The 23302-nt window shown below is 61.8% G+C and carries 16 protein-coding genes; 7 read left to right on the forward strand and 9 right to left on the reverse strand.

What is annotated here, in order from left to right; all coding sequences use genetic code 11:
- Window positions 1–41: 41 nt before the first annotated feature.
- From lon to F8N82_RS03205, 4 genes are all read right to left on the reverse strand, one after another.
- A complete protein-coding gene (gene lon / locus F8N82_RS03190) occupies window positions 42–2465 on the reverse strand; it encodes an endopeptidase La (RefSeq protein WP_038999061.1) in 2424 nt (807 codons plus the stop codon).
- 133 nt (window positions 2466–2598) lie between these two features.
- Window positions 2599–5007 carry a glucose/quinate/shikimate family membrane-bound PQQ-dependent dehydrogenase gene (locus F8N82_RS03195; RefSeq protein ID WP_038999062.1) on the reverse strand — a complete coding sequence of 803 codons (2409 nt, stop codon included), beginning with the start codon at window positions 5005–5007 and terminating at the stop codon, window positions 2599–2601.
- 30 nt (window positions 5008–5037) lie between these two features.
- Window positions 5038–6396, reverse strand: a complete 1359-nt coding sequence (locus F8N82_RS03200; RefSeq protein ID WP_095162250.1) for a carbohydrate porin — start codon at window positions 6394–6396, stop codon at window positions 5038–5040.
- Between the two features lie 341 nt (window positions 6397–6737).
- Complete coding sequence (locus F8N82_RS03205; RefSeq protein WP_038999063.1) at window positions 6738–8798, reverse strand: TonB-dependent receptor; 2061 nt, start codon at window positions 8796–8798, stop codon at window positions 6738–6740.
- Window positions 8799–8995: 197 nt separating this feature from the next.
- Here F8N82_RS03205 and F8N82_RS03210 point away from each other — a divergent pair, with 197 nt between their 5' ends.
- A complete protein-coding gene (locus tag F8N82_RS03210) occupies window positions 8996–9217 on the forward strand; it encodes a VF530 family DNA-binding protein (RefSeq protein WP_010220998.1) in 222 nt (73 codons plus the stop codon).
- 22 nt (window positions 9218–9239) lie between these two features.
- A complete protein-coding gene (locus F8N82_RS03215; protein WP_224793711.1) occupies window positions 9240–9875 on the forward strand; it encodes a Pr6Pr family membrane protein in 636 nt (211 codons plus the stop codon).
- 9 nt (window positions 9876–9884) lie between these two features.
- Here the strand turns inward: F8N82_RS03215 and F8N82_RS03220 are convergent, their stop codons facing one another.
- Both F8N82_RS03220 and F8N82_RS03225 read right to left on the reverse strand, forming a co-directional pair.
- Window positions 9885–10655: a siderophore-interacting protein gene (locus F8N82_RS03220; RefSeq protein WP_038999066.1), complete on the reverse strand. Its 771-nt coding sequence runs from the start codon at window positions 10653–10655 to the stop codon at window positions 9885–9887.
- Window positions 10652–11224, reverse strand: a complete 573-nt coding sequence (locus tag F8N82_RS03225; protein WP_038999068.1) for a PadR family transcriptional regulator — start codon at window positions 11222–11224, stop codon at window positions 10652–10654. Before F8N82_RS03225 ends, F8N82_RS03220 begins: the two co-directional genes overlap by 4 nt.
- Window positions 11225–11448: 224 nt before the next feature.
- Between F8N82_RS03225 and F8N82_RS03230 the strand changes: the two genes are divergently transcribed.
- Window positions 11449–11949: a C40 family peptidase gene (locus F8N82_RS03230; RefSeq protein WP_038999069.1), complete on the forward strand. Its 501-nt coding sequence runs from the start codon at window positions 11449–11451 to the stop codon at window positions 11947–11949.
- Here F8N82_RS03230 and F8N82_RS03235 read toward each other — a convergent pair.
- Window positions 11946–15080 (reverse strand): transglycosylase domain-containing protein, encoded by a 3135-nt coding sequence (locus F8N82_RS03235; RefSeq protein ID WP_038999071.1) that lies wholly within the window; start codon window positions 15078–15080, stop codon window positions 11946–11948. The two genes, F8N82_RS03230 and F8N82_RS03235, sit on opposite strands and share 4 nt — an antisense overlap.
- 437 nt (window positions 15081–15517) lie before the next feature.
- Here F8N82_RS03235 and F8N82_RS03240 point away from each other — a divergent pair, with 437 nt between their 5' ends.
- Window positions 15518–16939 (forward strand): amino acid permease, encoded by a 1422-nt coding sequence (locus F8N82_RS03240; protein WP_038999072.1) that lies wholly within the window; start codon window positions 15518–15520, stop codon window positions 16937–16939.
- A 113-nt stretch (window positions 16940–17052) separates the two neighbouring features.
- Here F8N82_RS03240 and F8N82_RS03245 read toward each other — a convergent pair whose 3' ends face one another.
- Window positions 17053–18177 carry an OpgC family protein gene (locus F8N82_RS03245; protein WP_038999073.1) on the reverse strand — a complete coding sequence of 375 codons (1125 nt, stop codon included), beginning with the start codon at window positions 18175–18177 and terminating at the stop codon, window positions 17053–17055.
- A 261-nt stretch (window positions 18178–18438) separates the two neighbouring features.
- On the opposite strand from F8N82_RS03245, the gene F8N82_RS03250 reads away from it, so the two are divergent.
- The 3 genes from F8N82_RS03250 (at window position 18439) to F8N82_RS03260 (ending at window position 21288) form a co-directional block, all read left to right on the forward strand.
- Entirely contained in the window at window positions 18439–18813 is a 375-nt protein-coding gene (locus F8N82_RS03250) for a GtrA family protein (protein WP_038999075.1), read from the forward strand.
- Window positions 18810–19775 (forward strand): glycosyltransferase family 2 protein, encoded by a 966-nt coding sequence (locus F8N82_RS03255; protein ID WP_038999076.1) that lies wholly within the window; start codon window positions 18810–18812, stop codon window positions 19773–19775. Before F8N82_RS03250 ends, F8N82_RS03255 begins: the two co-directional genes overlap by 4 nt.
- Window positions 19776–19866: 91 nt before the next feature.
- Window positions 19867–21288 (forward strand): glucosyltransferase domain-containing protein, encoded by a 1422-nt coding sequence (locus tag F8N82_RS03260; protein WP_338918972.1) that lies wholly within the window; start codon window positions 19867–19869, stop codon window positions 21286–21288.
- Between the two features lie 12 nt (window positions 21289–21300).
- Here the strand turns inward: F8N82_RS03260 and F8N82_RS03265 are convergent, their stop codons facing one another.
- A complete protein-coding gene (locus tag F8N82_RS03265) occupies window positions 21301–22920 on the reverse strand; it encodes an FMN-binding glutamate synthase family protein (RefSeq protein WP_038999078.1) in 1620 nt (539 codons plus the stop codon).
- Window positions 22921–23302: the final 382 nt, after the last annotated feature.

A 23302-nucleotide genomic window follows, 5' to 3' on the forward strand; every position in this document is an offset into this window, starting at 1 on the left:
AGGCAGGCGCGGCCTTTCAAAGGCCGCGTCTGCCTGTTCTCTTAGTTGAACAACACCTTGGCCACATCACCGAAACGCTTGGCGAAATGCACGCTCAGCCCCTCCTTGAGGTAATCCGGCAATTCCTCGAAATCACCGCGGTTAGCTTCCGGCAGGATCAGTTCGAAGATTTTCTGCCGCCGCGCCGCAATCACCTTTTCCCGCACCCCACCAATGGGCAGAACCTTGCCGGTCAGGGTCAGTTCGCCGGTCATGGCCACGCCCTTCTTCGGCGCCTGGTCGCGCGCCAGCGACAGCAGGGCACTGGCCATGGTCACCCCGGCGCTGGGGCCGTCCTTGGGCGTGGCGCCTTCGGGCACATGCAGGTGGATGAAGGCTTCGTTGAAGTAGCTTGGATCACCACCGTACTGCTTGAGATTGGCACTGACGTAGCTGTAGGCGATCTCAGCGGACTCTTTCATTACCTCACCCAGCTGACCGGTGAGCTTGAAACCGCGGTTGAGGGTGTGGATGCGCGTCGCCTCGATCGGCAAAGTGGCGCCGCCCATGCTGGTCCAGGCAAGGCCGGTGATCACGCCTTTACCGGACAGCACCTGTTCGCTGCGAAATACCGGCATGCCCAGTGATGCTTCGAGGTCCTTGGGGCCGATCTTGATCTTTTTCTCCGGGTCGTCGAGCAGTTGCACCACCGCCTTGCGTACCAGTTTGCCCAGCTGCTTTTCCAGCTGGCGGACACCGGCTTCGCGGGCATAGCCCTCGATCACCGTGCGCAGGGCGCTGTCGCTGATACTCAGGCTGGTCTTGGCCACCCCGGCTTTTTGCAGCTGTTTGGGCCACAGGTGGCGCTTGGCGATGGCCAGTTTTTCTTCGGTGATATAGCCGGACAGGCGAATCACTTCCATGCGGTCGAGCAACGGTCCGGGGATCGAGTCCAGGGTGTTGGCGGTGCACACGAACAGCACCTTGGACAGGTCCAGGCGCAGGTCCAGGTAGTGGTCGAGGAAGTCGACGTTCTGCTCCGGGTCGAGGGTTTCCAGCAGTGCCGAGGCCGGATCGCCCTGGTAGCTCTGGCCCATCTTGTCGATCTCGTCGAGCATGATGACCGGGTTCATCACCTCGACGTCCTTGAGGGCCTGCACCAGCTTGCCCGGCTGGGCGCCGATGTAGGTGCGGCGGTGGCCCTTGATCTCGGCCTCGTCGCGCATGCCGCCGACGCTGAAACGGTAGAACGGCCGGCCCAGGGACTCGGCGATGGACTTGCCGATGCTGGTCTTGCCGACGCCTGGAGGGCCCACCAACAGTACGATGGAGCCGCTGATCTCGCCTTTGTAGGCACCGACGGCGAGGAATTCGAGGATGCGTTCCTTGATGTCATCAAGGCCGGCGTGATGCTGGTCGAGCACCTTGCGCGCGTGCTTGAGGTCGAGCTTGTCCTTGCCGTAGACGCCCCAGGGCAGGGCGGTGGCCCAGTCCAGGTAGTTGCGGGTCACGGCGTACTCGGGCGAGCCGGTTTCGAGGATCGACAACTTGCCCAGTTCTTCGTCGATACGCTTTTGCGCAGCAGCGGGCAGGGTCTTGCCTTGCAGGCGCTGCTCGAACTGTTCGATGTCGGCGCTGCGGTCGTCCTTGGTCAAACCCAGCTCCTGCTGGATGACCTTGAGCTGCTCCTTGAGGAAGAACTCGCGCTGGTGCTCGCCGATCTGCCGGTTCACTTCGGCAGAGATCTCGTTCTGCAGGTGAGCGACTTCGACTTCCTTGCGCAGCATCGGCAGGACCTTTTCCATGCGTTTGAGCATGGGCACGCAGTCGAGCACTTCCTGCAATTGGTTGCCGGTGGCCGAGGTCAGTGCGGCGGCAAAGTCGGTCAAGGGCGACGGATCGTTGGGGCTGAAGCGGTTGAGGTAGTTCTTCAGCTCTTCGCTGTACAGCGGGTTGAGCGGCAGCAGCTCCTTGATCGCGTTGATCAGGGCCATGCCATAGGCCTTGACCTCGTCGGTCGGCTCGCTGGGCTGATGCGGGTATTCGACTTCGACCAGGTAGGGCGGGCGATGGTGCTTGAGCCAGGTACGGATGCGTACCCGGGTCAGGCCCTGGGCGACGAACTGCAATTTGCCGTTTTCGCGACTGGCGTGGTGAACCTTGACCAGTGTGCCGTATAGCGGCAGGGCCGAGGTGTCGAAATGACGGTGGTCTTCTGGCGGCGCGTCCATGAAGAACAGGGCCAGGGAGTGGTGCGGGGTCTTGGCGACCAGATCCAGGGTTTCGGCCCAGGGTTCTTCGTTGACGATCACCGGCAACACTTGCGCGGGGAAGAACGGGCGATTGTGGATCGGGATGATATAGACCTTGTCCGGCAGCTGTTGGCCCGGCAAGGCAAGGTTATGGCCGCTGTGTTCGGAGGTTTCGAGATGCTCGACTTCGGCATCTTCCTCGGGATGTTCCGGTAGATCCTGCTGATCGCTCATGGCGCACCTGTTCAATGACTATGGTGCTTAGATGGGGCGGGTGGAGGAAAGATTCAAGCGTCAAGCGTCAAGCTACAAGCCGCAAGTGAGGAGCGGTGCTTGCAGCTTGAGGCTTGCAGCTAGCAGCTAAGGTCTACTCAGCCAATTTGTAAGCGATTACGTAATCGCCCATTTTGGTACCCAGCGAGCCGTGACCACCGGCGGTCACCAGCACGTACTGCTTGCCGTCCTTGCCGGTGTAGGTCATCGGCGTGGCCTGGCCACCGGCCGGCAGGCGCGATTTCCACAGCTCTTTGCCGGTGTTGGTGTCATAGGCACGCAGGTACTGGTCCAGGGTGCCACTGAGGAAGCCCAGGCCGCCTGCGGTGACGATCGAGCCACCCATGCTAGGCACACCAATCGGCAGGCCGATCGGAACCGGCGAGCTGTCGCGGCTGGTGCCGTTCTTGTGCTTCCACACCACTTGGTTGGTGGTCAGGTCGATACCGGCCACGTAGCCCCAGGCTGGCGCCTGGCACGGTACGCCCAGAGGCGACATGAACGGGTGCATGATCACCGCGTAAGGCGCGCCGGTGTTCGGCTGTACGCCGCTGGTTTCACTCTCGCGCTTGCTGCCGGCGGCCACTTCGGCGCGCGGTACCATCTTCGACACGAAGGCCATGTAGTTAGGGCTGGTGAACAGCAACTGACGGACCGGGTCAACCGAGACGCTGCCCCAGTTGAACACACCGACGTTGCCCGGGTAGATCAGGCTGCCCTGCACCGATGGCGGGGTGTACTGGCCTTCGTAGCGCAGTTCGCGGAACTGGATGCGGCAGAGCATCTGGTCGAACGGGCTGGCACCCCACATGGCCTGTTCGGTCAGGTCCGGGCCGAGCAGGTTGAGGTCCGAACGGGCCTGGGTCGGCGCGGTGTGGTCGCCTTCGACTGCACCTTGCGGCACCGGGATCTCGCGGATCGGCACGATCGGCGTGCCGTCGCGACGGTCGAGCACGTACAGGCTGCCCTGTTTGGTCGGGGCGATCAGCGCAGGTTTGACGCCGTCGGCGGTTTTCAGGTCCAGCAGGGTCGGCTGGCTGCCGACGTCCATGTCCCACAGGTCGTGGTGGGTGAACTGGTAGTTCCAGCGTACCTTGCCATTGGCAAGGTCGAGGGCGACGATACCGGCGCTGTACTTCTCGGCGCCCGGGGTGCGGTCAGCGCCCCACTGGTCCGGAGTCTGGTTGCCCAGCGGCAGGAAGACCATGCCCAGTTTCTCGTCGACACTGGCCAGCGACCACATGTTCGCCGAGTTGCGGCTGTAAGTCTTGCCCGGGGCCAGCGGCGCGGTGTCGTCCGGGTTGTTGCTGTCCCAGTTCCACACCAGGCGGCCGTCGTGCACGTCGTAGGCGCGGATTACGCCGGACGGCTCGTTGGTCGACTCGTTGTCGGTGACATGGCCGCCGATGATCACCAGGTCGCGGGTGATCGCAGCAGGGGAGGTGGAGTAGTAACCGCCGGCGGTGAACGGGCCGATGCCGGTGGTCAGGTCGATCACACCCTGGTTGCCGAAACCTTCACAGACCTTGCCGGTGTCGGCGTTCAGGGCGATCAGGCGGGCGTCGGCGGTCGGCAGGTAGAGGCGGCGCGGGCAGGCGACGGCAACGGCCTGGCCGGCGTCGCTGATTTTCGGTGCCGGGCTGCCGTCAACATTGACGTAGTTGTTCTCGTCGTAATACGACACGCCACGGCAGGTCATGTGGGCGAAGCCCTTGAAGCCCACTGGGCTCTTGATCTGCGGGTCGAAACGCCAGATTTGTGCACCGGTGTCCGGGTCCAGGGCCAGCACCTTGCTGTGGGCGGTGCAGGCATACAGCTTGCCGTTGACCTTCAGCGGGGTGTTCTGGTTGGTCAGCTCGACCGGATCGTTGTCGGTCGGCAGGTCACCGGTACGGATACGCCAGGCTTCCTGCAGCTTGTGCACGTTCTGCGGGGTGATCTGGCGCAGCGGCGAGTAGCGGTCGCCGAATTCGGTGCGGCCATAGGCCTGCCACTCGCCATCCGGCATCTGCGGCGCAGTGCTGCTCATCTCGGCGCTTTCGCGGCCCAGCTCGCCCTTGATTTCACCCGGGTGAGTGAACTGGCTGGCCACTGCAGTGGCGCCCGACAGCACCACCGCCAGGCTCAGCAGGCCGGTGTTGACCTTGGACGGGTTGCCCAGCAGCGGGCGGCGCGCCCACGGCAGCAGCAACACCACACCCAGGGCGAACCACAGGGCCAGGCGCGGCACCAGTTGCCACCAGTCCAGGCCCACTTCCCACAAGGCCCACAGGGTGCTGCCCAGCAGCACCAGGCCATACAGGCCCAGGGCGTTGCGGCGCAGGGCCAGCAACAGGATGCCGGACAGAGCGAAGCCGATACCGGCGATCAGGTAATACAGCGAACCGCCCAACTGGCTCAGTTTGATACCGCCAGCCAGCAGGGCCAGGCCCATCAGCAACAACAGCACACCGATCAGTCGCGGCAGCCAGCGGGTTCTACTCAAGGCACCATCAGTGCTCATCGTGTGTTCTCCGTTAGGTGAAAAGGGTGGTTAGAAACTGCTCTGGATCTTGATCCCGCCGATCAGCGCGTCATCGACCTGGCTCACGCCACCGGGGTGGCGGATGTACTGCAGGTTCGGGCGCACGGTCAGCCAGTCGGCCAGGTGGATGCCGTAATACAGCTCGGCGCTGTATTCGGTGTCCTGGATCGGACGGAACAGGGGATCGTTGTAGTCGCTGACACCGCGGGCCTGATTGATGGCCTGGGCGTTCTTGCGGTAGGCAGGGTTGACGTGCACGCGTGCCAGGGCGAAACCGATGTCGTCCTTGGCGCGGGCATCGAAGGGCCCCTTGTACACCACACCTGCCTGAACATAGTTGTCGATGGCATTGGTCTTCTTGTCGTGCAGCGTGGCGTTGGCGAATACGCTCAAACCACGCGAATGGTCAGATGCCAGCGACGTCACCTGTTGCTGGGCACCGAGCCAGAAACCGTGCTTGCTCGAACTGCTGCGGTAAGCCTGGCCGCTCAGTGCTGCCGGTTGTTCGTTGCTGTCCTTGTAGACATCGCTTGCCTTGGCATTACTGTAGTAGTAACCGGCGCGATATTCCCCTTTCAGGCCATTGACCGCCGGGCTCCACACCAGTTCGACCGGAATCACCGCACCCTGGGTGCCGCTGCCGCTGAGCTTGAAGCCGTTGCCGCGATCGAGGTTGGAGGGGTTCTGTTCATAGGCGCCGATCTGCGCGTACAGCTCGGGGGTCAGGTTGTACTTGACCCGCAGGGCCCACTGGCTGACCGGCCAGTTGTACCAGATGTCCCCGACCCAGTTGCCGACCTGCGAGCCACAGAACGCCAGGTTCTGGAAGTCGCAAGGGAAGCTGTTGAAGTCTTCGCCCTGGCCGAAGCGGCCGAATTTCACATCCAGCGCGCCGTCGAAGTACTTCTGCTTGATCCACATCTGGGTCAGCCGCCAGGTCTGGCCGCGGCCCCAGACTTCCTGGGCAGAAGTAAAGCCACCGACGCGCGGGTCATTGATGCGGTCGTTGCTGATGTTGTTGCCGTGACGCTCGGTGACCGTCAGCTGGAACTCGGCATCGTGCCAGCCAAGGATCTTCTGCAGGTCCAGGTGGGTGCCGAGGGCGAACTGGTCGCTGTAGCGCGCGGTCTTGTCGTCGTCATAGCCGCCGTGCAGGTTGGCGCCCATCTCGCCGGTGTAGCCGAGGGTGAAGTCGTAGCCGCGTTCAGCCAGCTCCGTGCGGGTGCCGCCCCAATCGCCAAGCATCCATGGCGAGTCGCTGGCGAACATCGCCGCGGCCTGGGCGCTAGGCGCGAGGCTGGCGATGGCCAGACCCGAAAGCAGTGTCCGGGTGGTGGGGGAAAAGCGGAAACGATCGTTCTGAGGCATGAGATAGCGCTATCTTTTGATTATTGAAAAAACGGCAAGGCCACCGAGTTCCGAGGATCATCGGCGATAAGGCTGCAGGGAAATAGACTGAAGCGGTTCAGCTTGCGGCGGGGAGGATATAGCTGAACTTGTAAGAAAAAAAGTCAATTCAACAAGAGTCACCGTTGCCGGATCGGTAACAGTGCAGTTGAGACAGGCGCAAACGGTAGGAGCGGGCTTGCCCCGCGATCGAGCGCGAAGCGGTCGTAATTCAGACGACGCCTGATGTGTTGGCTGTACAAGCCTCATCGCGGGTCAAGTCGAGGCGTCGCACCGCCGCTCCTACAGAGATGGGTGTTGGTTTAGAAGGTGGTACGCAGGCCGACTTCGACACTGCGCCCTGGCGCCGGGGCGATGTCACGCAGGATCGAGCTTGAATAACGCACGGTCTGGTCGGTCAGGTTCTCACCGCGAACAAAGGCCAGCCACTGGCTCTGGCCGATATCGAAACGGTAACCCACGCTGGCGCCGAGGGTGGTGTAGCCGTCGGTGCTGGTCTCGTTGGCCGGCTTTTTGTGCTGGGCGCTGGCGTGTTGCACGTCCACCCGCGCCTGCCAGCGATCCAGTTCCCACAGCAGGCCGCTGTTCAGGCGCAGCGGTGCGATGCGCGGCAGGTCTTCGCCGGTGTCGAGGTTCTTGGCCCGGGTGTAGTCGCCGGAGAGTTCCAGAGCGAAGCTGCCATAGCGGTTCTGCGCCAGTTGCCAGCGGTCCTGGGCCTCGATGCCATAGAAGCGTGCGCGAACCCCGTGGTAGAGGTATTCCGGCACATCGCCGCCGTGATCATGCTCATGGTCGTGATCGTGGTCTTCATCGCCGTGATCATGGTCATGCTCGTGACCTTCACGCAGGTTACCGCTGGCCAGCAACCCGATGTAGTTGCGGAAATGGCTGTAGAACACGCCGACGCTGCCCTTGTGCATGCCATTGTCGAAGCGCAGGGCCAGGTCGCTGGAGATGGCTTTCTCCTTGCTCAGGTTCGGATCGCCGACCTCGTAGGTGCCGGTGGCGACGTGGGCACCGTTGGCGTACAGCTCATAGAAGGTCGGAGCACGTTCGGTATAGCCCAGGGTCGCGGCCAGGGACCAGACCGGGGTCAGCTCGTACACCGCGCCGGACGACAGGCTGGCAGCGGTGAAGCTGCTCGAACGATCGGCTTCGGCAAAGCGCTCGCTGCCCTTGCTGTCGGGCTCGACCCGGGTGTGTTCCAGGCGCCCGCCGAGGCTCAGGTTCAGGCGTTCGCTGGCTTGCCATTGCTCAAGCATGAACAGCGCCAGGCTGTTGGTGTCGGTGTGCGGTACAAAGGCTTCTTCGCCCAGGGCGGAGAATTCGTTGCGGCTGACCTGCGCGCCAATCACTCCTTCGATCGGCCCCAGCGGCTGATGCCGGGCCTCGACCCGCGCCTCGTAGCCCTTGTTCTTGAAGGTGGTATGCACCTCGCCACTTTCCAGCTCGCGGTGCTGGTAGTCGGTGTAGCCGAGGTCGACTTTCACCGAGCTGAACGGGCCGTCGAGGTCGCGCAGTTCCGAGGCAAAGCCGTAATGATCCTGCTGCATGTCCAGGCGCACGCCCGGTTCGGCCACTGAGCCGTAGTTGGAGTCATAGCGGCTGTAGGAAAGACCGGCATAGCCGTGATCCCAATGGTAGGAACCTCCCAGCGCACCGCCGTCCTGGCGACCGTCGCTGTTTTCCAGGCGATGCTTGCTGCCCGGTTCGTCGGCGTTGCGCACTTTTGAACTGCGGGCGTAGCCGGGAATGCGCAGGTCATTGAACTGACGGCTGTTGGCGTCCAGGTGCAGGGCAAAGCGGCCGTCACCGGCTTCAAGCTTGCCGGCGCTGCTGCGGGTGGTGTCGGCGCCACCATAGCGCAACTCGCCAGCACCGTGAATGCCGTCGATGGGCGAAGTCGGGATACGGTTGTCGAAGCTATTGACCACCCCGCCGATGGCATTGCCGCCGTAGAGCAGGGCGGCCGGGCCGCGGACGATCTCGATGCGCTCAACGGTAGCCGGGTCCAGTGGCACGGCGTGGTCATAGGACAGCGACGAGGCGTCGAGGGCGCCGACACCATTGCGCAGGATGCGGATACGGTCGCCGTCCAGGCCGCGGATCACCGGGCGGCTGGCGCCCGGGCCGAACCAGGTCGAAGCCACGCCGGGCTGGTTGTTGAGGGTCTGGCCGAGGCTGCCTTTTTGTTGCAGGGCCAGGTCGTCGCCGTCGAGCACAGTGGTGGGCGCAGCCAGTTCGCTGTTGCCCAGCGGGTTGGCGGTGATCACCTGGGGTTGCAGCTCGACGGCCTGGCTCAAGGGCGAAGCGAGCCAGAGCGCAGCGGCGAGGGGGGAGAGGTGCAGGGGTAAGTGACGCATGGAGGGAAGGGGTCCTTGGCAGTGTTATAGTATTGATACAATATAACATTACCGTGAAAGATAAAACGCCCACGCGCTGGCTAGAGCCTTTGCCCACACTAGAATGTCTGTAAGCAGCACCTTGGATGCGAAAAGTCTGAAGACTTGCAGCCGTGCCTCGGCTATGGTGCGCACCTTTCGTTGGCTGGAGCACAGGCATGACCGCCGCTAATCAAAACCCGCTGCATGGCGTGACCCTGGAGCAGATCCTTACCGCGCTGGTAGCGCATTACCAATGGGACGGCCTGGCTCAGCGCATCGACATCCGCTGCTTCAAGAGCGATCCGAGCATCAAGTCGAGCCTGACGTTCTTGCGCAAGACGCCCTGGGCCCGGGAGAAGGTCGAGCGTCTGTACCTGAAAATGCAACGCGGCCGCTGAGCCTGTGAGCCGGCGCACGCTCTTGATTGCCAGTGCGGCATGCCTGGGCTGGAGCGCGCTGGCGATCCAGCTGTACCTGCTGTTGCTCGCCCGCTGGCAGGAGCAGGCCAGCCTGCTGGGCGGCCTGGTGACCTTGTTCAGTTTTTTCACCGTGCTCAGCAACACCCTGGTTGCGGTAGTGCTGAGCCACGCGGCATTCGGCCGTGAGTCGGCGCTGCGGCGTTTTTTTCTCGCGCCCTGGGTCAGTTCCGGGATTGCCGCGAGCATCATCCTCGTGGGACTTGCCTACAGCCTGTTGCTGCGTCACCTGTGGCATCCGCAAGGCTGGCAATGGCTGGCGGACGAACTGTTGCACGACGTCATGCCGCTGCTGTTCGTGGCGTATTGGTGGTGTTGCGTAGAGAAGGGCAGCCTGCGCTTCAGGCATCTGCTGGCCTGGCTGCTGTATCCGGCGGGGTATTTTGCCTACGCGCTGCTGCGCGGGCAGGTGATAGGTGTCTATCCCTATCCGTTCATTGACGTGGCCGATCTGGGCTATGGCCCGGTGCTGCTCAATGCGCTGGCGATTCTCGGTGGCTTCGTCGCTATCAGCCTGGTGTTGCTCGGCCTTGACCACTGGCAGGGCGGGCGCCTGGCCAAGGCCAGGACGCAACCCTGAGGTAGCCTGTTACTCGTCGTCGTGTGAGCCGAGGCGCCAGTAGGCGACAGCCTTGATCAGGTCCTCCTTCACGCCTTTTTCATCGACCAGCAAACGCTTGGCCTGGCGTGTCAGCGACTTTTCCAGGGCGACCCAGGTATACAACTGGCCGGCTGGCAGGGGCAGGTCTTTCACCACTTGCAGCACGTTCTGCTGCTGACGTTGCACCCAGATCACCTCGACCTGCGCAGCGCTGGCCAGTGGCTGTTGTTCCTGGGCATCTTCGATCTCGATCACTGCCACTACCTTGCGGCCTGCCGGCAGTTCTTCCAGGCGCCGGGCAATGGCCGGGATGGCGGTTTCGTCACCGATCAGCAGGTAGCTGTCGAAGATGTCCGGGACCACCATCGAGGCGCGCGGCCCGGCGATGTTGAGCACCTGGCCAACCTGCGCCTGGGCCGCCCAGGTCGAGGCAGGGCCATCACCGTGCAGGACGAAGTCGATGTCCATCTCGCCGCCCGCCAGGTCGATACGCCGTGGGGTGTATTCGCGCATGGTCGGGCGCAGGCCGTCGCGGCTGAAGTCGAGGTTGTCGAGCACCGCCTGCTCTTGCGGCGAGCAGGCGAACATCAGCTTGACGTGGTCGTCGCTGCCGACGCTGGTAAAACCCTGCAGTTCCGGGCCGCCGAGGGTGATGCGGCGCATGCGCGGAGTCAGGTCGGTGACCCGCAGCACGTTCAGGCGACGGTGTTTGATCTCGTGGTTGACGCGGTGAATGGTGGCGTTTTCGCTAACAGTCATTCGGGTTGCTCCGGTGAAGTCGCAGCAGGCCCTGCGACGATGGCTTTGGCGGTGTCGTTGAGCAGGGTGCGGACCCGCTCGATTTCCTTTGGGTTCCAGCGCCCGCTATGCATTTGCAAGGCATGACGCAGGTTGTGCACGGCTTCGTGAATTTCGGCCGGGCGGTCGTGGCCGCGCAGCGAGCGTTTGCTGACCTCGATGCGCATGCGTACGCCGTCCAGGGCAATGGCCTGGTCCGCCAGGGACTTCTGCCCGGCCGGGGTAATGCCATAAAGACGCTTGCTGCCTTGGGTTTTACCGCTGATCAGCTCGGCTTCTTCGAGGAAATTAAGGGTCGGGTAGATCACGCCGGGGCTGGGGCTGTAGCTGCCATCGAAGAGGCTTTCGATTTGGCGGATCAGGTCGTAGCCGTGGCAGGGCTGTTCGGCCAGCATCGACAGCAGCAGCAGTTTCAGGTCGCCAGGGGCAAATACGCGGGGGCCGCGGTCGCCACGCTCGCGGCCATGACGGCGCTCGAAGCCGTCGTGCCGCTCGCCATGCTCGCGGTGATGGGAATGATGGTCTCGCATTGGGTATCTCCGGTTGGGTTAGATGTATCTTTAGATATTACTCAAGATATATCTTAAATCAAGCTGGAGAATAGGAATATTTCTCATGAAGTAAAGCGCAATCCACGGAATCGGGTACAAAGGCTTAAGGCTTTTCTTACAAAACCCTCGGATTGCCTTGATCTACAGGTGAGGAAATCGTCCCTAAGATCCGCCACGGTTACTTCATCTATGAGTATTTCACCGTGGCGCGTTCATTTTTTTTCATCGGGCTGCTCTGGGGCCTGTCGTTTTTTGCCCAGGCCAATTTTTCTGTTACCCAGATTGCCCGCGAGCCCAGCTTGCGGCACGAACTGGAAGCCAACCTCGATCGCCTGGTCGAGCGTGCCCACGAGCTGATCGGCGTGCCGTATCGCTGGGGTGGTATGACCGTTAAGGGAGGTTTTGATTGCAGTGGCCTGCTGGTCTACCTGTTTCGCAATGAGGCCGATATCAGGATTCCGCGCACTACTGCGGCAATGCTCCAATCCGGTGCCCGGACCATCAAGCAGCACCAGCTCAAGCGCGGTGATGCGGTGTTCTTCAATCGCAATGGCCAGGGCCGGATTGGCCACGTTGGCCTGTACATCGGTGAAGGGCGTTTCATTCACGCCCCTCGTACCGGCAAGAACATCCGTATCGATTCGCTGCGCAGCAGCTACTGGAGCAAAAGCTACATGACCGCCAAGCGCTTTCACGGCGGCTAGCGCTGCACCATCCGCGGTGGCTTGCACAGGGTGTGGCTGCCCGGCTCCAGGTACGGCATCAGGATCGGCGCCATGCCCTTGAGCACCTGCACCGGCAGCGCCGAGGTGAAGCGGAAGGATTCCGCCGCACGGCCTGGAACGAAGGCGGTGAGGGTGCCGAAGTGGTTTTCACCAAGGTAGAACACGAAGGTGGCGGTGCGGTTAAGCGAGCGTGAGCCGATCAGCCGCCCGCCGGCACCGAAGCTTTCGATGCGGTTGTCGCCGGTACCGGTCTTGCCACCCATCACCAGCGGCGTGCCATCGGCCAGTTTGAAGCTACCCGACACCCGCCGCGCCGTACCGGCATCCACCACTTGCGAGAGGGCACCGCGCAGGGCCCGTGCGACTTCTACCGAGAGCACCCGCTGGCCAAGGTCAGGGTCGCTGGTCAGGCGGGTTTCATACGGCGTATCGGCAGCAAAGTGCAGGGTGTCGATGCGCAGCACCGGCAGGCGCACGCCGTCGTTCTGGATGATCCCGATCAACTCGGCCAGGGCAGCCGGACGGTCGCCGGAACTGCCGATGGCGGTGGCCAGCGACGGCACCAGGTGGTCGAACGGGTAGCCGACACGTTTCCAGCGTTGATGAATATCGAGGAAGGCTTCGATTTCCACCAGGGTGCGGATGCGACTGTCGCGCGCGCCCTTGTGGCGGCTTTTGAACAGCCAGCCGTAGACTTCCTGGCGTTCAAAATGACCAGCCTGCGCTGCCTCCTGGAAGGTGGCGCTGGGGTGTTGCAGCAGATAGCCGAGCAGCCACAGGTCCAGAGGGTGCACCTTGGCGATAAAGCCCTGGTCGGGTAGGTCGTAGGCCCCAGGCCGATAAGCTTCGTACAGCTCTTGCAGGCGTTTCTCGGTGACGGTGTTCTGCTTGGTGGCTGGGCGTTTGTTCTCGACCCGGTCCTTTTTCAGGTGAGCCTGGACGAAAGCGTTGAAGGTGGCCTGGTCGGCCTCCGGAAACAGGTAACGGTGCACTGCGGCCAGACGGATCGGGGTGACCCGCAGACTGTCGAGGAAGGTGTCCAGGCGCTGTTGCGAAGTCTTGCGCTGGTACTTCTTCCAGAACCTGCGCATGTAGTCGGTGCCTTCCTTGTCGGCAAAACGTGCCAGGTATTCCTGGCGGCGCGGCTCGGCATCGTCCTTGAGCAGGCTGGCGCTGTTGCCCGGCTGCTGATAGGTGCTGTAGCGCACCAGATCGCGCATCAGGCGAATGAACGGCAGGTTGATCGACTCGCGCAGGGCGTCCTTGAGGGTGGGGATACGGCCGTTGTCTTCCTTGCGAAAGTTGTTGAACACATGCAGGCCGCCACCAGTGAAGAAGGCTTCGCCGGGGCTGGCGGAGTATTTGCGCTCAAGGGCGGCGTTGAGCATGGCGCTGAGGTCGCGGTCCTTGTTCTGGATCAGGTAGTCGATGGCCCAGCGGGTGATGAAGTCGAGCTCCGCCACCTGGACTTTCTTCAGCTCGGCGGCCGGGGTGTTGGCGTACTTGTCGTGCAGTTCGCCGATGATTTCCAGGTAGCTGGTCAGCACCCGCAGCTTGGCGGTCGAGCCCAGTTCCAGCTTGCTGCCTTCGTTGATGTCGAACGGCTGGTCGGTGCTGTCGGTCTGCACCCGCACCCTGGAGCCGTCGGCGGTGCGCTCGAGCAGGGTAAAGCTGTAGCGCACCTGGGTGGTGCTGGTCGGGGTCAGCAGGCGTTCGCCGAACAGGCCCATTTTTTCGGCAAAGGCCGGGTTGGCGAGGTCCTTGAGGTACTGGCTGACCTGGCCCTGCAAATCCGACTGCAGGGTACTGGTAGCCGACAGGTCGAGGCGGTCGAGGTCGTACAGTGGCCGACCGAGGGCCGAAGACAGCCGGCTGCGGGCAACACTGATGCCCTTGTTGGTGACGATCGGCTGGATGGTCGGCTGGGCGACCCAGTCACGGTAAATAGACTTGCTGGCCAGGGCGGCGTCAGCCAACGGCTTGTCGATGATGTTGCTGGCCGAGAGGACGCGGATGTGGCTGTCAGTCAGTAGCGCCAGTTCCGCCCGGCCCTTGGACAAAAAGTGCGAGGGCCGGCGCTGGGCGATCATCAGCGACAGTACCTGACGCAAGGCCAGGCCACGGGCGGCGAGGCTCGCGGGGGCATTGTCGGTGGACGACAGGGCCTGGTTGACCTGGGCAAAGTCGGCGCCGTACCACACGCGCAAACCTTCGGCCATGCCATGCACTTCGCCATGTCCGGGTACCGCCGACAGCGGCACGCTGTTGAGGTAATCGCGCACGATGCGCTGGCGGGCTTGGAGGGTCTGCGGGCCGCCTTGATAGGCGCGCACGCTGGCGGAAATCATCTGGCGGATCTTCTCGCTGCCCGAGGCGGTCAGGCCGTCGGGCGAATGCCGGTACTTTTCCAGCTGGGTCGCCAGGGTACTGCCGCCCGCCGACTGACCGGGCAGGGCCAGGTACTTGGCCACCTGGGTATAGGCCGCCTTGGCAAAGCGCGGCCAGTCCACGGCGGGGTTGTTCAGCGGGTCATTGGGGTCGAGCAGGTCGCGGTTCTCGATGAACAGCAGGCTGTGGACGATGACCGGGGGAATCGAGGCGAAGTCGGGGTACAGGTGCTGCGGGTAATGAAACTGATACAGGGCGTCGCCCTTGCAGTCGGTGATCGACAGCCCAGCCTGGATCTTCTCGGCATAAGGCACGAAAAAGCCGTGATCGACGTAGTCCATCAGCGCCGGTGAAAAGCGCGTCTGCTCGTTGATTACGTAGTCGCGCTTGAGCAGGCGCGGTAGGAACTCACCCAGCGAGCTGTAGCCCAGGCGCTTGTCGAACGGACCTTCTCCCGGGTAGCGGATGGCATCGCTGGGGCCGGGCTGCATGGAATAGCTGAGGGTTGCGGCGAACTGGCTGAATTCCCGTGATTGCAGGCGCGAGGTGTGCATTTCGGTAGTGGCGGCGTACCCCAGGGCGATCAGGGCGAGCAACAGTACCAACCAGAACAGCCGCCACCAGAGACGGCGCTGGCGTGGGCTTTTCGGCGATGGCGAAGGTTCGAGTTGTTCAGGGGGAGCGTCCGTACTGCTTGGTTCCGATTGCCACAATGCGCCCATAGTCTTCAGCTCGGCTACGTATTTTCGTCTTGCTTGCCTGAAGCTTAGACGGTGGCCGGGTTTGGTGAAAAATTTGTAGTCAGTTACCGGGTATTTCCTAAAAACGTGTCAGAAATGCGCCTTTGGTGGAGCTTGAATTGCCCCGTTTTGGTGCTATGTTAGCCGCCCTGTTTCCTGCAGAGGCTCAAGCACGGGGAATGCCCCTCCGTAGAAGCGGTTTTTGCCGAGAGTTCTCGCCAAATATCGTGCTTTATACAGTGAAATACCCTGCAGGGGCCTTTCTATACTGCTCGCCCCTTTCGCTCTGCCGGTGTTGCACACCCGGCAGACGGGCCCGCTCAAAAGGTGGTGCCCGGCGCGGCAACGCATCCAGCCTATCGGCGATGCCAGGCCTGCACGAATGGTCATATCCAATAACAAAATGAGGTTGTATTCCTATGCCAGTCGGCAACCACCCTTCTCAAGGTGAGACCGCCCAGGGCGGCCCACTCAAGCGAGAGCTCGGCGAACGCCACATTCGCCTGATGGCGCTGGGCGCCTGTATCGGTGTCGGCCTGTTCCTGGGTTCGGCCAAGGCCATCGAAATGGCCGGGCCGGCGATCATGCTGTCCTACATCATTGGCGGCCTGGCGATCCTGGTGATCATGCGCGCCCTCGGCGAGATGGCCGTACACAACCCGGTAGCCGGCTCGTTCAGCCGCTACGCCCAAGACTACCTCGGCCCGCTGGCGGGATTTCTCACCGGCTGGAACTACTGGTTCCTGTGGCTGGTGACCTGCGTTGCGGAAATCACCGCGGTGGCCATCTACATGGGCATCTGGTTTCCGGAAGTGCCGCGCTGGATCTGGGCCCTGGCGGCCCTGGGCAGCATGGGCGCGATCAACCTGATCGCGGTCAAGGCCTTCGGTGAGTTCGAGTTCTGGTTCGCCCTGATCAAGATCGTCACCATCATCGCCATGGTCCTGGGTGGCGTCGGTATCATCGCCTTTGGTTTTGGTAACGACGGCGTGGCCATGGGCATCTCCAACCTCTGGAGCAATGGCGGTTTCATGCCCAACGGCGTGACTGGCGTGCTGATGTCGCTGCAGATGGTGATGTTCGCCTACCTGGGCGTGGAGATGATCGGCCTGACCGCCGGTGAAGCACGCAACCCGCAAAAGACCATTCCACAGGCCATCGGCTCGGTGTTCTGGCGCATCCTGCTGTTCTACGTCGGCGCACTGTTCGTGATCCTGTCGATCTACCCGTGGAACGAAATCGGTAGCCAGGGCAGCCCGTTCGTGATGACCTTCGAGCGTCTGGGCATCAAGACCGCTGCCGGCATCATCAACTTCGTGGTGATCACCGCCGCGCTGTCGTCGTGCAACGGCGGCATCTTCAGCACCGGGCGCATGCTCTATAGCCTGGCGCAGAACGGTCAGGCGCCGGCGACCTTCGCCCGCACCTCGAGCAACGGCGTGCCGCGCAATGCCCTGCTGCTATCGATCGCAGCCTTGCTGCTGGGCGTGCTGGCCAACTACCTGGTGCCGGAGAAAGTCTTCGTCTGGGTCACCGCCATTGCCACCTTCGGTGCGATCTGGACCTGGGTGATGATCCTCCTGGCCCAGCTGAAATTCCGCGCCGGCCTGAGCAATGCCGAGCGTGACGCACTGAAATACCGCATGTGGCTGTGGCCGCTGAGCTCCTACCTGGCGCTGGCGTTCCTGATCCTGGTGGTTGGCCTGATGGCCTACTTCGAGGAGACCCGCGTGGCCCTGTACATCGGCCCGGCGTTCCTGGTGATGCTGACCGTGCTGTATTACGTGTTCAAGCTGTCGCCAAGCCCTGTGGAGCAGCGGGCTGCAAGTTCGGCGTCCTGATCCTGGTGTAGACAAAAAAGCCCGTATCCATGGATACGGGCTTTTTTTGGTTCTGGGGTGGGCTTTGGGGCTGTGAGTTTATCCATTTGCTCGCAGCCTCAACATCCCAACAATCAGGTAGCAACCGCCCGCATCGGCTGGGTCAGGCGCTTGTTGAAGTCCAGCCAGGCACCGAGCAGGGCCATGATCGCCACGCCCACCAGTGCAGTAAATATCTGCATGGCAAAGGCATCGTCGGCCATGGCATTGATCATGTCCGCCAGGGGCGCCAGCAATACCCCCAGGCAGAACACTTCAAGCGAGTAACGGCCCATGCGCCCGGTTTGCTGCGCCAGCCAGTTTTGCGTCCAGCCGCTGCCCGGCAGCAGTTTGGCCGTGACATAAGCCAGGGCCAGGAAGTGCAGCAGGCGCACCGGCGACAGGTCGGTCTTGCTGATCGGGTACAACAGATTGTTGAGGCTGGCCGGCATCCAGGCATCGTGAATCTCTGGCCAGCGCCAGGACAGGGTAATGATCCCGGCTACTAGCGAGTAGGCAGCTGCCGCGAGGAACAGCGGTTGACGGTGCAACGGCCGGGTTTGCGCCGGCCGTGCCTGCTGCCCGTACAGCGCCGCAGCGCCGCCGAGCACGAAGAGGAACTGCCAGGTGACCGGGTTGAAGTACCAAACGCCGTCGGAAAAATTCGCCAGGTTCCAGCCCAGGCCCGGCGCCACCAGATACACCGCCATCGACACGCCGACCACCGCCAGGGTGTTGCGTATCAATAGTGGCAGTACCAGCGGCAGCCCGGCCAGCAGCACGATATACAGCGGCAGCGGGTCCATCAGGTTGGGTTTGAAGCGCAGCAGCAGCTCGTCGGTGAGGGCTTGCTGGGGGTTGGTGATGAAGTGGGTGAGGCCCATTTCCTGCACCAGGTCGCGGGTCTGCACATGGCTGTTGGCAAAGAACACGATGCCCATCAGCATCGCCAGCAGAAAAATATGCACCACATACAGCACCCAGGTACGGCGCAGGATCTTCACGCAGGCGATCAGGTAGCCGTCGCGTTGCAGGACCTTGCCATAGGCCAGGACTGCAGCGTAGCCGGCGAGGAAGACGAAGATTTCCGCAGCATCGCTGAAACCGATGTTACGCAGGGTGATCTGGCCCAAAGGGTTGTGGGGGACGTGATCCCAGAAAATGAAGATCAACGCCAGGCCGCGAAAAAAATCGATGCGAGGGTCGCGTCCGTTAAGCATGGCAGCGGGCTCTTGAACAGTGGGTTTAATAATGACCGGCGGACGACGGCAAACGCTCGCGCCGCACGTCGGGCGGGGGGCAGGGTGGCGGTATTGGCAGCGAATTGCAAAAGTTGCGTATTACCGGATGTCTCGATTGTCCCTTGAGCAACAGACCGTTGGTCGTAAATCGTCCGTTCCTGTCATTAGTATCAGTAGACGAACCGCCAATGGCGTGGCCTGCTGAGCCCAGGCGCAACCGTCAGCGAGGCGTGACAGGCAATGGCCAACATATGGAAAGGATTTTCCACCTACAGCGTAATTGGCATCGCCAATACCCTGGTTCATTGGCAGCTGTTTTTCGTCCTGCGGGTCGAGTTCGACCTGAGCCAGGCCCTGAGCAACCTGCTGGCGTTTTGTGTTGCTGCGAGCCTTTCCTACTACGTCAATGCGCTCTACACCTTCGCCGTGCCGCCCTCGATCGGCCGCTACCTGCTGTTCATGCTGTGTCTGGGCACGGTCAGCCTGGCGGTGGGTTGGCTGGGCGACCACTGGCGGCTGCACGGGATGATCACGGTGGTGAGCTTTTCCCTGATCAGCCTGACCTGCGGCTTCCTGCTGGCCAAATGGCTGGTGTTTCGCGGGGCCGAGTCATGAACGTCTCGCTGATCGTGCCGGTGTTCAACGAAGAACAGGCGCTCAGACTGTTTTACCAGGCTGTGCGTCAAGAACCCTCGTTGCAGGCACACTGCATTGAAATCGTCTTCATCAACGACGGCAGCAGCGACCGCACCGCCGAGGTCGCCCGTTCGCTCGCGCTAGCGGACAGGGACGTGGTGCTGATCAACTTCTCGCGCAACTTCGGTAAGGAACCGGCACTGTTCGCCGGCCTGGAGTACGCCAGCGGTGACGCCGTGGTGCCCATGGATGTTGACCTGCAAGACCCGGTAGCGGTGGTTGCGCAGTTGATCGACGCGTGGCGCGACGGTGCCGACGTGGTCCTGGCCAAGCGTCGGGATCGCTCCAGCGATGGTTACCTGAAGCGTGGCAGCGCCTCGCTGTTCTATCGTCTGCTTAACCGTATTGCCTACACCCATATTGAAGAAAACGTCGGCGATTTCCGCCTGATGGACCGCAAGGTGGTGGACGTGATCAAGACCTTGCCCGAGCAGCAGTTGTTCATGAAGGGGGTGCTGTCGTGGGCGGGGTTCAACGTCGCCATCGTCGAATACGACCGCGCGCCGAGGGCGGTGGGGCGCAGCAAGTTCAACGCCTGGCGGCTGTGGAACCTGGCGCTGGACGGCATAACTTCGTTCAGCACCTGGCCTTTGCGCTTGTGGAGCTACGTCGGCGCATGCATCTCGTTGTTGGCGTTGCTGTACGCCGGTTACCTGGTAGTGGACAAGCTACTGTTCGGCAATGAGGTGCCCGGATATCCGTCATTGATGACAGCGATACTGTTTCTGGGCGGGGTGCAACTGATCGGTATCGGCATATTGGGGGAGTACATCGGCCGTATCTACATGGAGGCCAAGCATCGACCCCGGTATGTGGTCAAAGAGATCGTCAGGGCCAATGGCACGAGCTATCGAAAGGGGGCCAAGCGTGTTGGCGAGTGAACGGGTGTTAAGCCCCCAACAGGTGCTGTTGTTGTTTATTGTTCTGTCCCTGGCTTACGTGTTTCCCATTGTTCATGCCGACTACGCCTATGTGGATGACAACTGGCGGGCGTTGCTGCAGGCCCAGGACGCCTGGCGCAATCAAGGCAGAATTCTGCTCGAGTGGCTGTACAAGGTACTGACCTTCAGCCAGGCAACGATCAATATCTTCCCGATGCCCTTGCTGATCAGCATTGTTGCCCTGGCCATGGCCATGGCGCGCCTGACGTTGTGGCTGTTTCCTCGCCCCGGTATTACCAGCTGCCTGGTGATCCTGCCAGTGCTATGCAATCCGTTTTTCCTCGGCAATCTGACCTATCAATACGACGGTCCGGGGATGGTGCTGGCGCTGGTCGCGGTGATCTATGCAATAACCTGCCGGGTTGAACATCGCACTATTCGCACGCTGCTGGCGGCCCTGTTGATTGCCGTAACGCTGAGTCTATATCAACTGAGCATCAGCCTGTTTATTGGCTTGTGCATTGTCGAGTTCATCTGCGGGGTAAGAGACAAGGTTGCGCTCCAGGCATTGCTGGTGATGCTTGTGGAGCGGCTTGTGCAACTGGTAGTCGGTGGCCTCATGTATTTTCTTACCGCCTACCCACTGGCTGTCGATACCCGCGGCAGCCACCTGCCCGTTGATCAGCAGTGGCTCGGTGTGGTGTGGCAGAAGTTGTGCGTCTCAATGCAGATGCTGGGCTTGCTGATGGCCTCTGCGGGCAATGTGCTGACGCTTGCCCTGCTATTGGGGGCAGGTGCCGGTTTTGTATTGCTCATGGGAAACATTCGCCAGATGCACGGGCGGCCGTCCGCCAGGTTTGGCGTTGCGCTGCTGTACCTGCTCAGCCCGGTGGCCCTGGTCTGGAGTGTGCCGGGCATGATGCTGTTTCTTGCCGAGCCCAACCTTGAGGCTCGAAACTTCATCGGCTTTTCGGCAGTGCTGGTTTTACTGTTGTTGTTCAGTCACGAGTTGCTTGGGCGGGTCTGGCCGGGATTGCGCTGGCTGTTGATCTTGCCAACGCTGTTCATGTTTGCCTTCAGCTATGCCTATGGCCAGGTGATCATCGCCAAGAAAGAACTTGAATCAGCCATGGCGCACTACATTGCCAATGACCTGGTATCACGCAGTGAGCTGCGCGACGTAAACAGGTACAACTACCTGAGGGCACCCGGTGACGGTAACTGGTTGCCCAGAGGACATGGCGCCATCACCCACATGCCGCTACTGAGATACATCCTCAGCGGCTCCAATTCAGTGTTGCATGCGCAGTTTTTTCCCCGGCTGGGGATCAATAATGTCATTGGCGGTGAACGCTCGGACTTTGAGCGGTTGGTGGCGGCAGGGGGCGTGGGCGCGCCGCTGGTGGACAACCGGTTCTATTCGATCTACGTCACCGGTGAGCAGGGCTTCATTGTCATGAAGCCCATCCTGGAAGATGAAAACTACAATCACAACTGGCCCCGCGTCCCCTAGCGTTACCGATCTTCAGGCCGCCGCCACCTCTTGCGGCTCGAAGCTGTCCGCCCGCGCCATCTGCCACATGCGCGAGTAGAACTCGCCATTGACCTCGCCGCTGAGCAGTTCTCCCGGCTTGAGGAACACATGCATCTGCGAGAACAGCTTGATCTCGGTGGCGGAGATGCGCCGTACCAGGTGCTTGGCTTCCAGCTGCGAAGGGTGATCAAGACCTGCGGCGGCAAGCATCTCGGCCAGGGCCTTGAGGGTGTTGTGGTGGAAGTTGAATACCCGCTCGGCTTTATCAGGCACTACCAGGGCGCGCTGGCGCAGCGGGTCCTGGGTGGCGACGCCGGTCGGGCATTTGTTGGTGTGGCAGCTTTGCGACTGGATGCAGCCGATAGCGAACATGAAGCCGCGCGCCGAGTTGGCCCAGTCGGCACCGATGGCCAGGACGCTGGCGATGTCGAAGGCGCTGACGATCTTGCCGCTGGCACCAAGCTTGATCTTGTCGCGCAGGTTCAAGCCCACCAGGGTGTTGTGCACGAACAGCAGGCCTTCGCGCAGCGGCACGCCGATATGGTCGGTGAACTCCACAGGCGCCGCGCCCGTGCCGCCTTCCTTGCCGTCGACGACGATGAAGTCGGGAAGGATGCCGGTTTCCAGCATGGCTTTGGCAATGCCCATGAACTCCCACGGGTGACCGAGGCAGAACTTGAAGCCGACCGGCTTGCCGCCAGACAGCTCACGCAACTGGGCGATGAACTGCATCAGCTCGACCGGGGTGGAGAACGCGCTGTGGCGCGACGGCGAGATGCAGTCTTCGCCCATCAGAATGCCGCGGGTCTCGGCAATCTCGCGGGTCACCTTGTGCTTGGGCAAGATGCCGCCGTGGCCGGGTTTGGCGCCCTGGCTCATCTTGATCTCGATCATGCGTACCTGAGGGTTGCGCGCCTGTTCGGCGAAACGCTCGGGGTCGAAGCGCCCGTCCGAGGTGCGGCAGCCAAAATAGCCACTGCCCAGTTCCCAGGTCAGATCGCCACCGTGCTCGCGGTGATACGGGCTGATGCTGCCTTCACCGGTGTCATGGGCGAAATTGCCCAGCTTGGCGCCCTGGTTCAGGGCGCGGATGGCGTTGGCGCTGAGCGAACCGAAGCTCATGGCCGAGATGTTGAACACCGAAGCCGAGTACGGCTGTTTGCACTGCGGGCCACCGACGATTACCCGAAAGCTCGACGGGTCGCTGAGCGGCGCCGGGCGCATGGAATGGCCGATGAACTCGAAACCGGACTGGTACACGTCAATCAGGGTGCCAAAGGGTTTATCCGAGGCTTCGTTCTTGGCTCGCGCATACACCAGCGAGCGCTGCGCCCGGGAAAACGGCAGGGCATCGCTGTCGGACTCCAGCAGGTACTGACGGATTTCCGGGCGAATGCCTTCGACCAGATAGCGGATGTTGCCGAGGATCGGGTAATTGCGGCGCACCGCGTGGCGGCTTTGCAGCAGGTCGCCCAAGCCAATCAGGCTGAGCACGGCGCTCACCAGGGTGAACGGCCACAGCCATTCGTGGTGCAGGAAGGGCAGGCTGGCCAGGGTGAACAACACACAGGCAGCGAAGAAGGCGTAGCGGCTGAGAAGTGACAGGCTCATACGGTTTCCTTGCGATGGCACGGTCAGGCTCAGGGCCTGGACAAACCCCGACCTTAGCCCGGTTGGGGTTTAAAGCGCCAGCCCGCAGCGCACAAGGGTTGCAAGCTTCATCTTGGAATCGAAAATCATTTGTATTTTCGATTAATCGGCGTGTTATATAGTATCAATAAATCTTCGTTCATTTTCCCAAGAGGCTTGGCCATGAAACCCGGAACCCCAGAAAATTCCGTCCAGCTATCGTGGGTGCGATCAAGCAGTCGTAGGCGCTTAAAGTCCAACCTATTTTAAGGCCGGTTTTCCCGTTCTGAGGGTTGTTTTCAATTTGGAGTACGCGAATCATCCATACAGGAAGACCAGTAGACCACACTGGAGCAGGCCATGA

Source organism: Pseudomonas fluorescens (assembly GCF_902497775.2).
Taxonomy (GTDB): domain Bacteria; phylum Pseudomonadota; class Gammaproteobacteria; order Pseudomonadales; family Pseudomonadaceae; genus Aquipseudomonas; species Aquipseudomonas putida_F.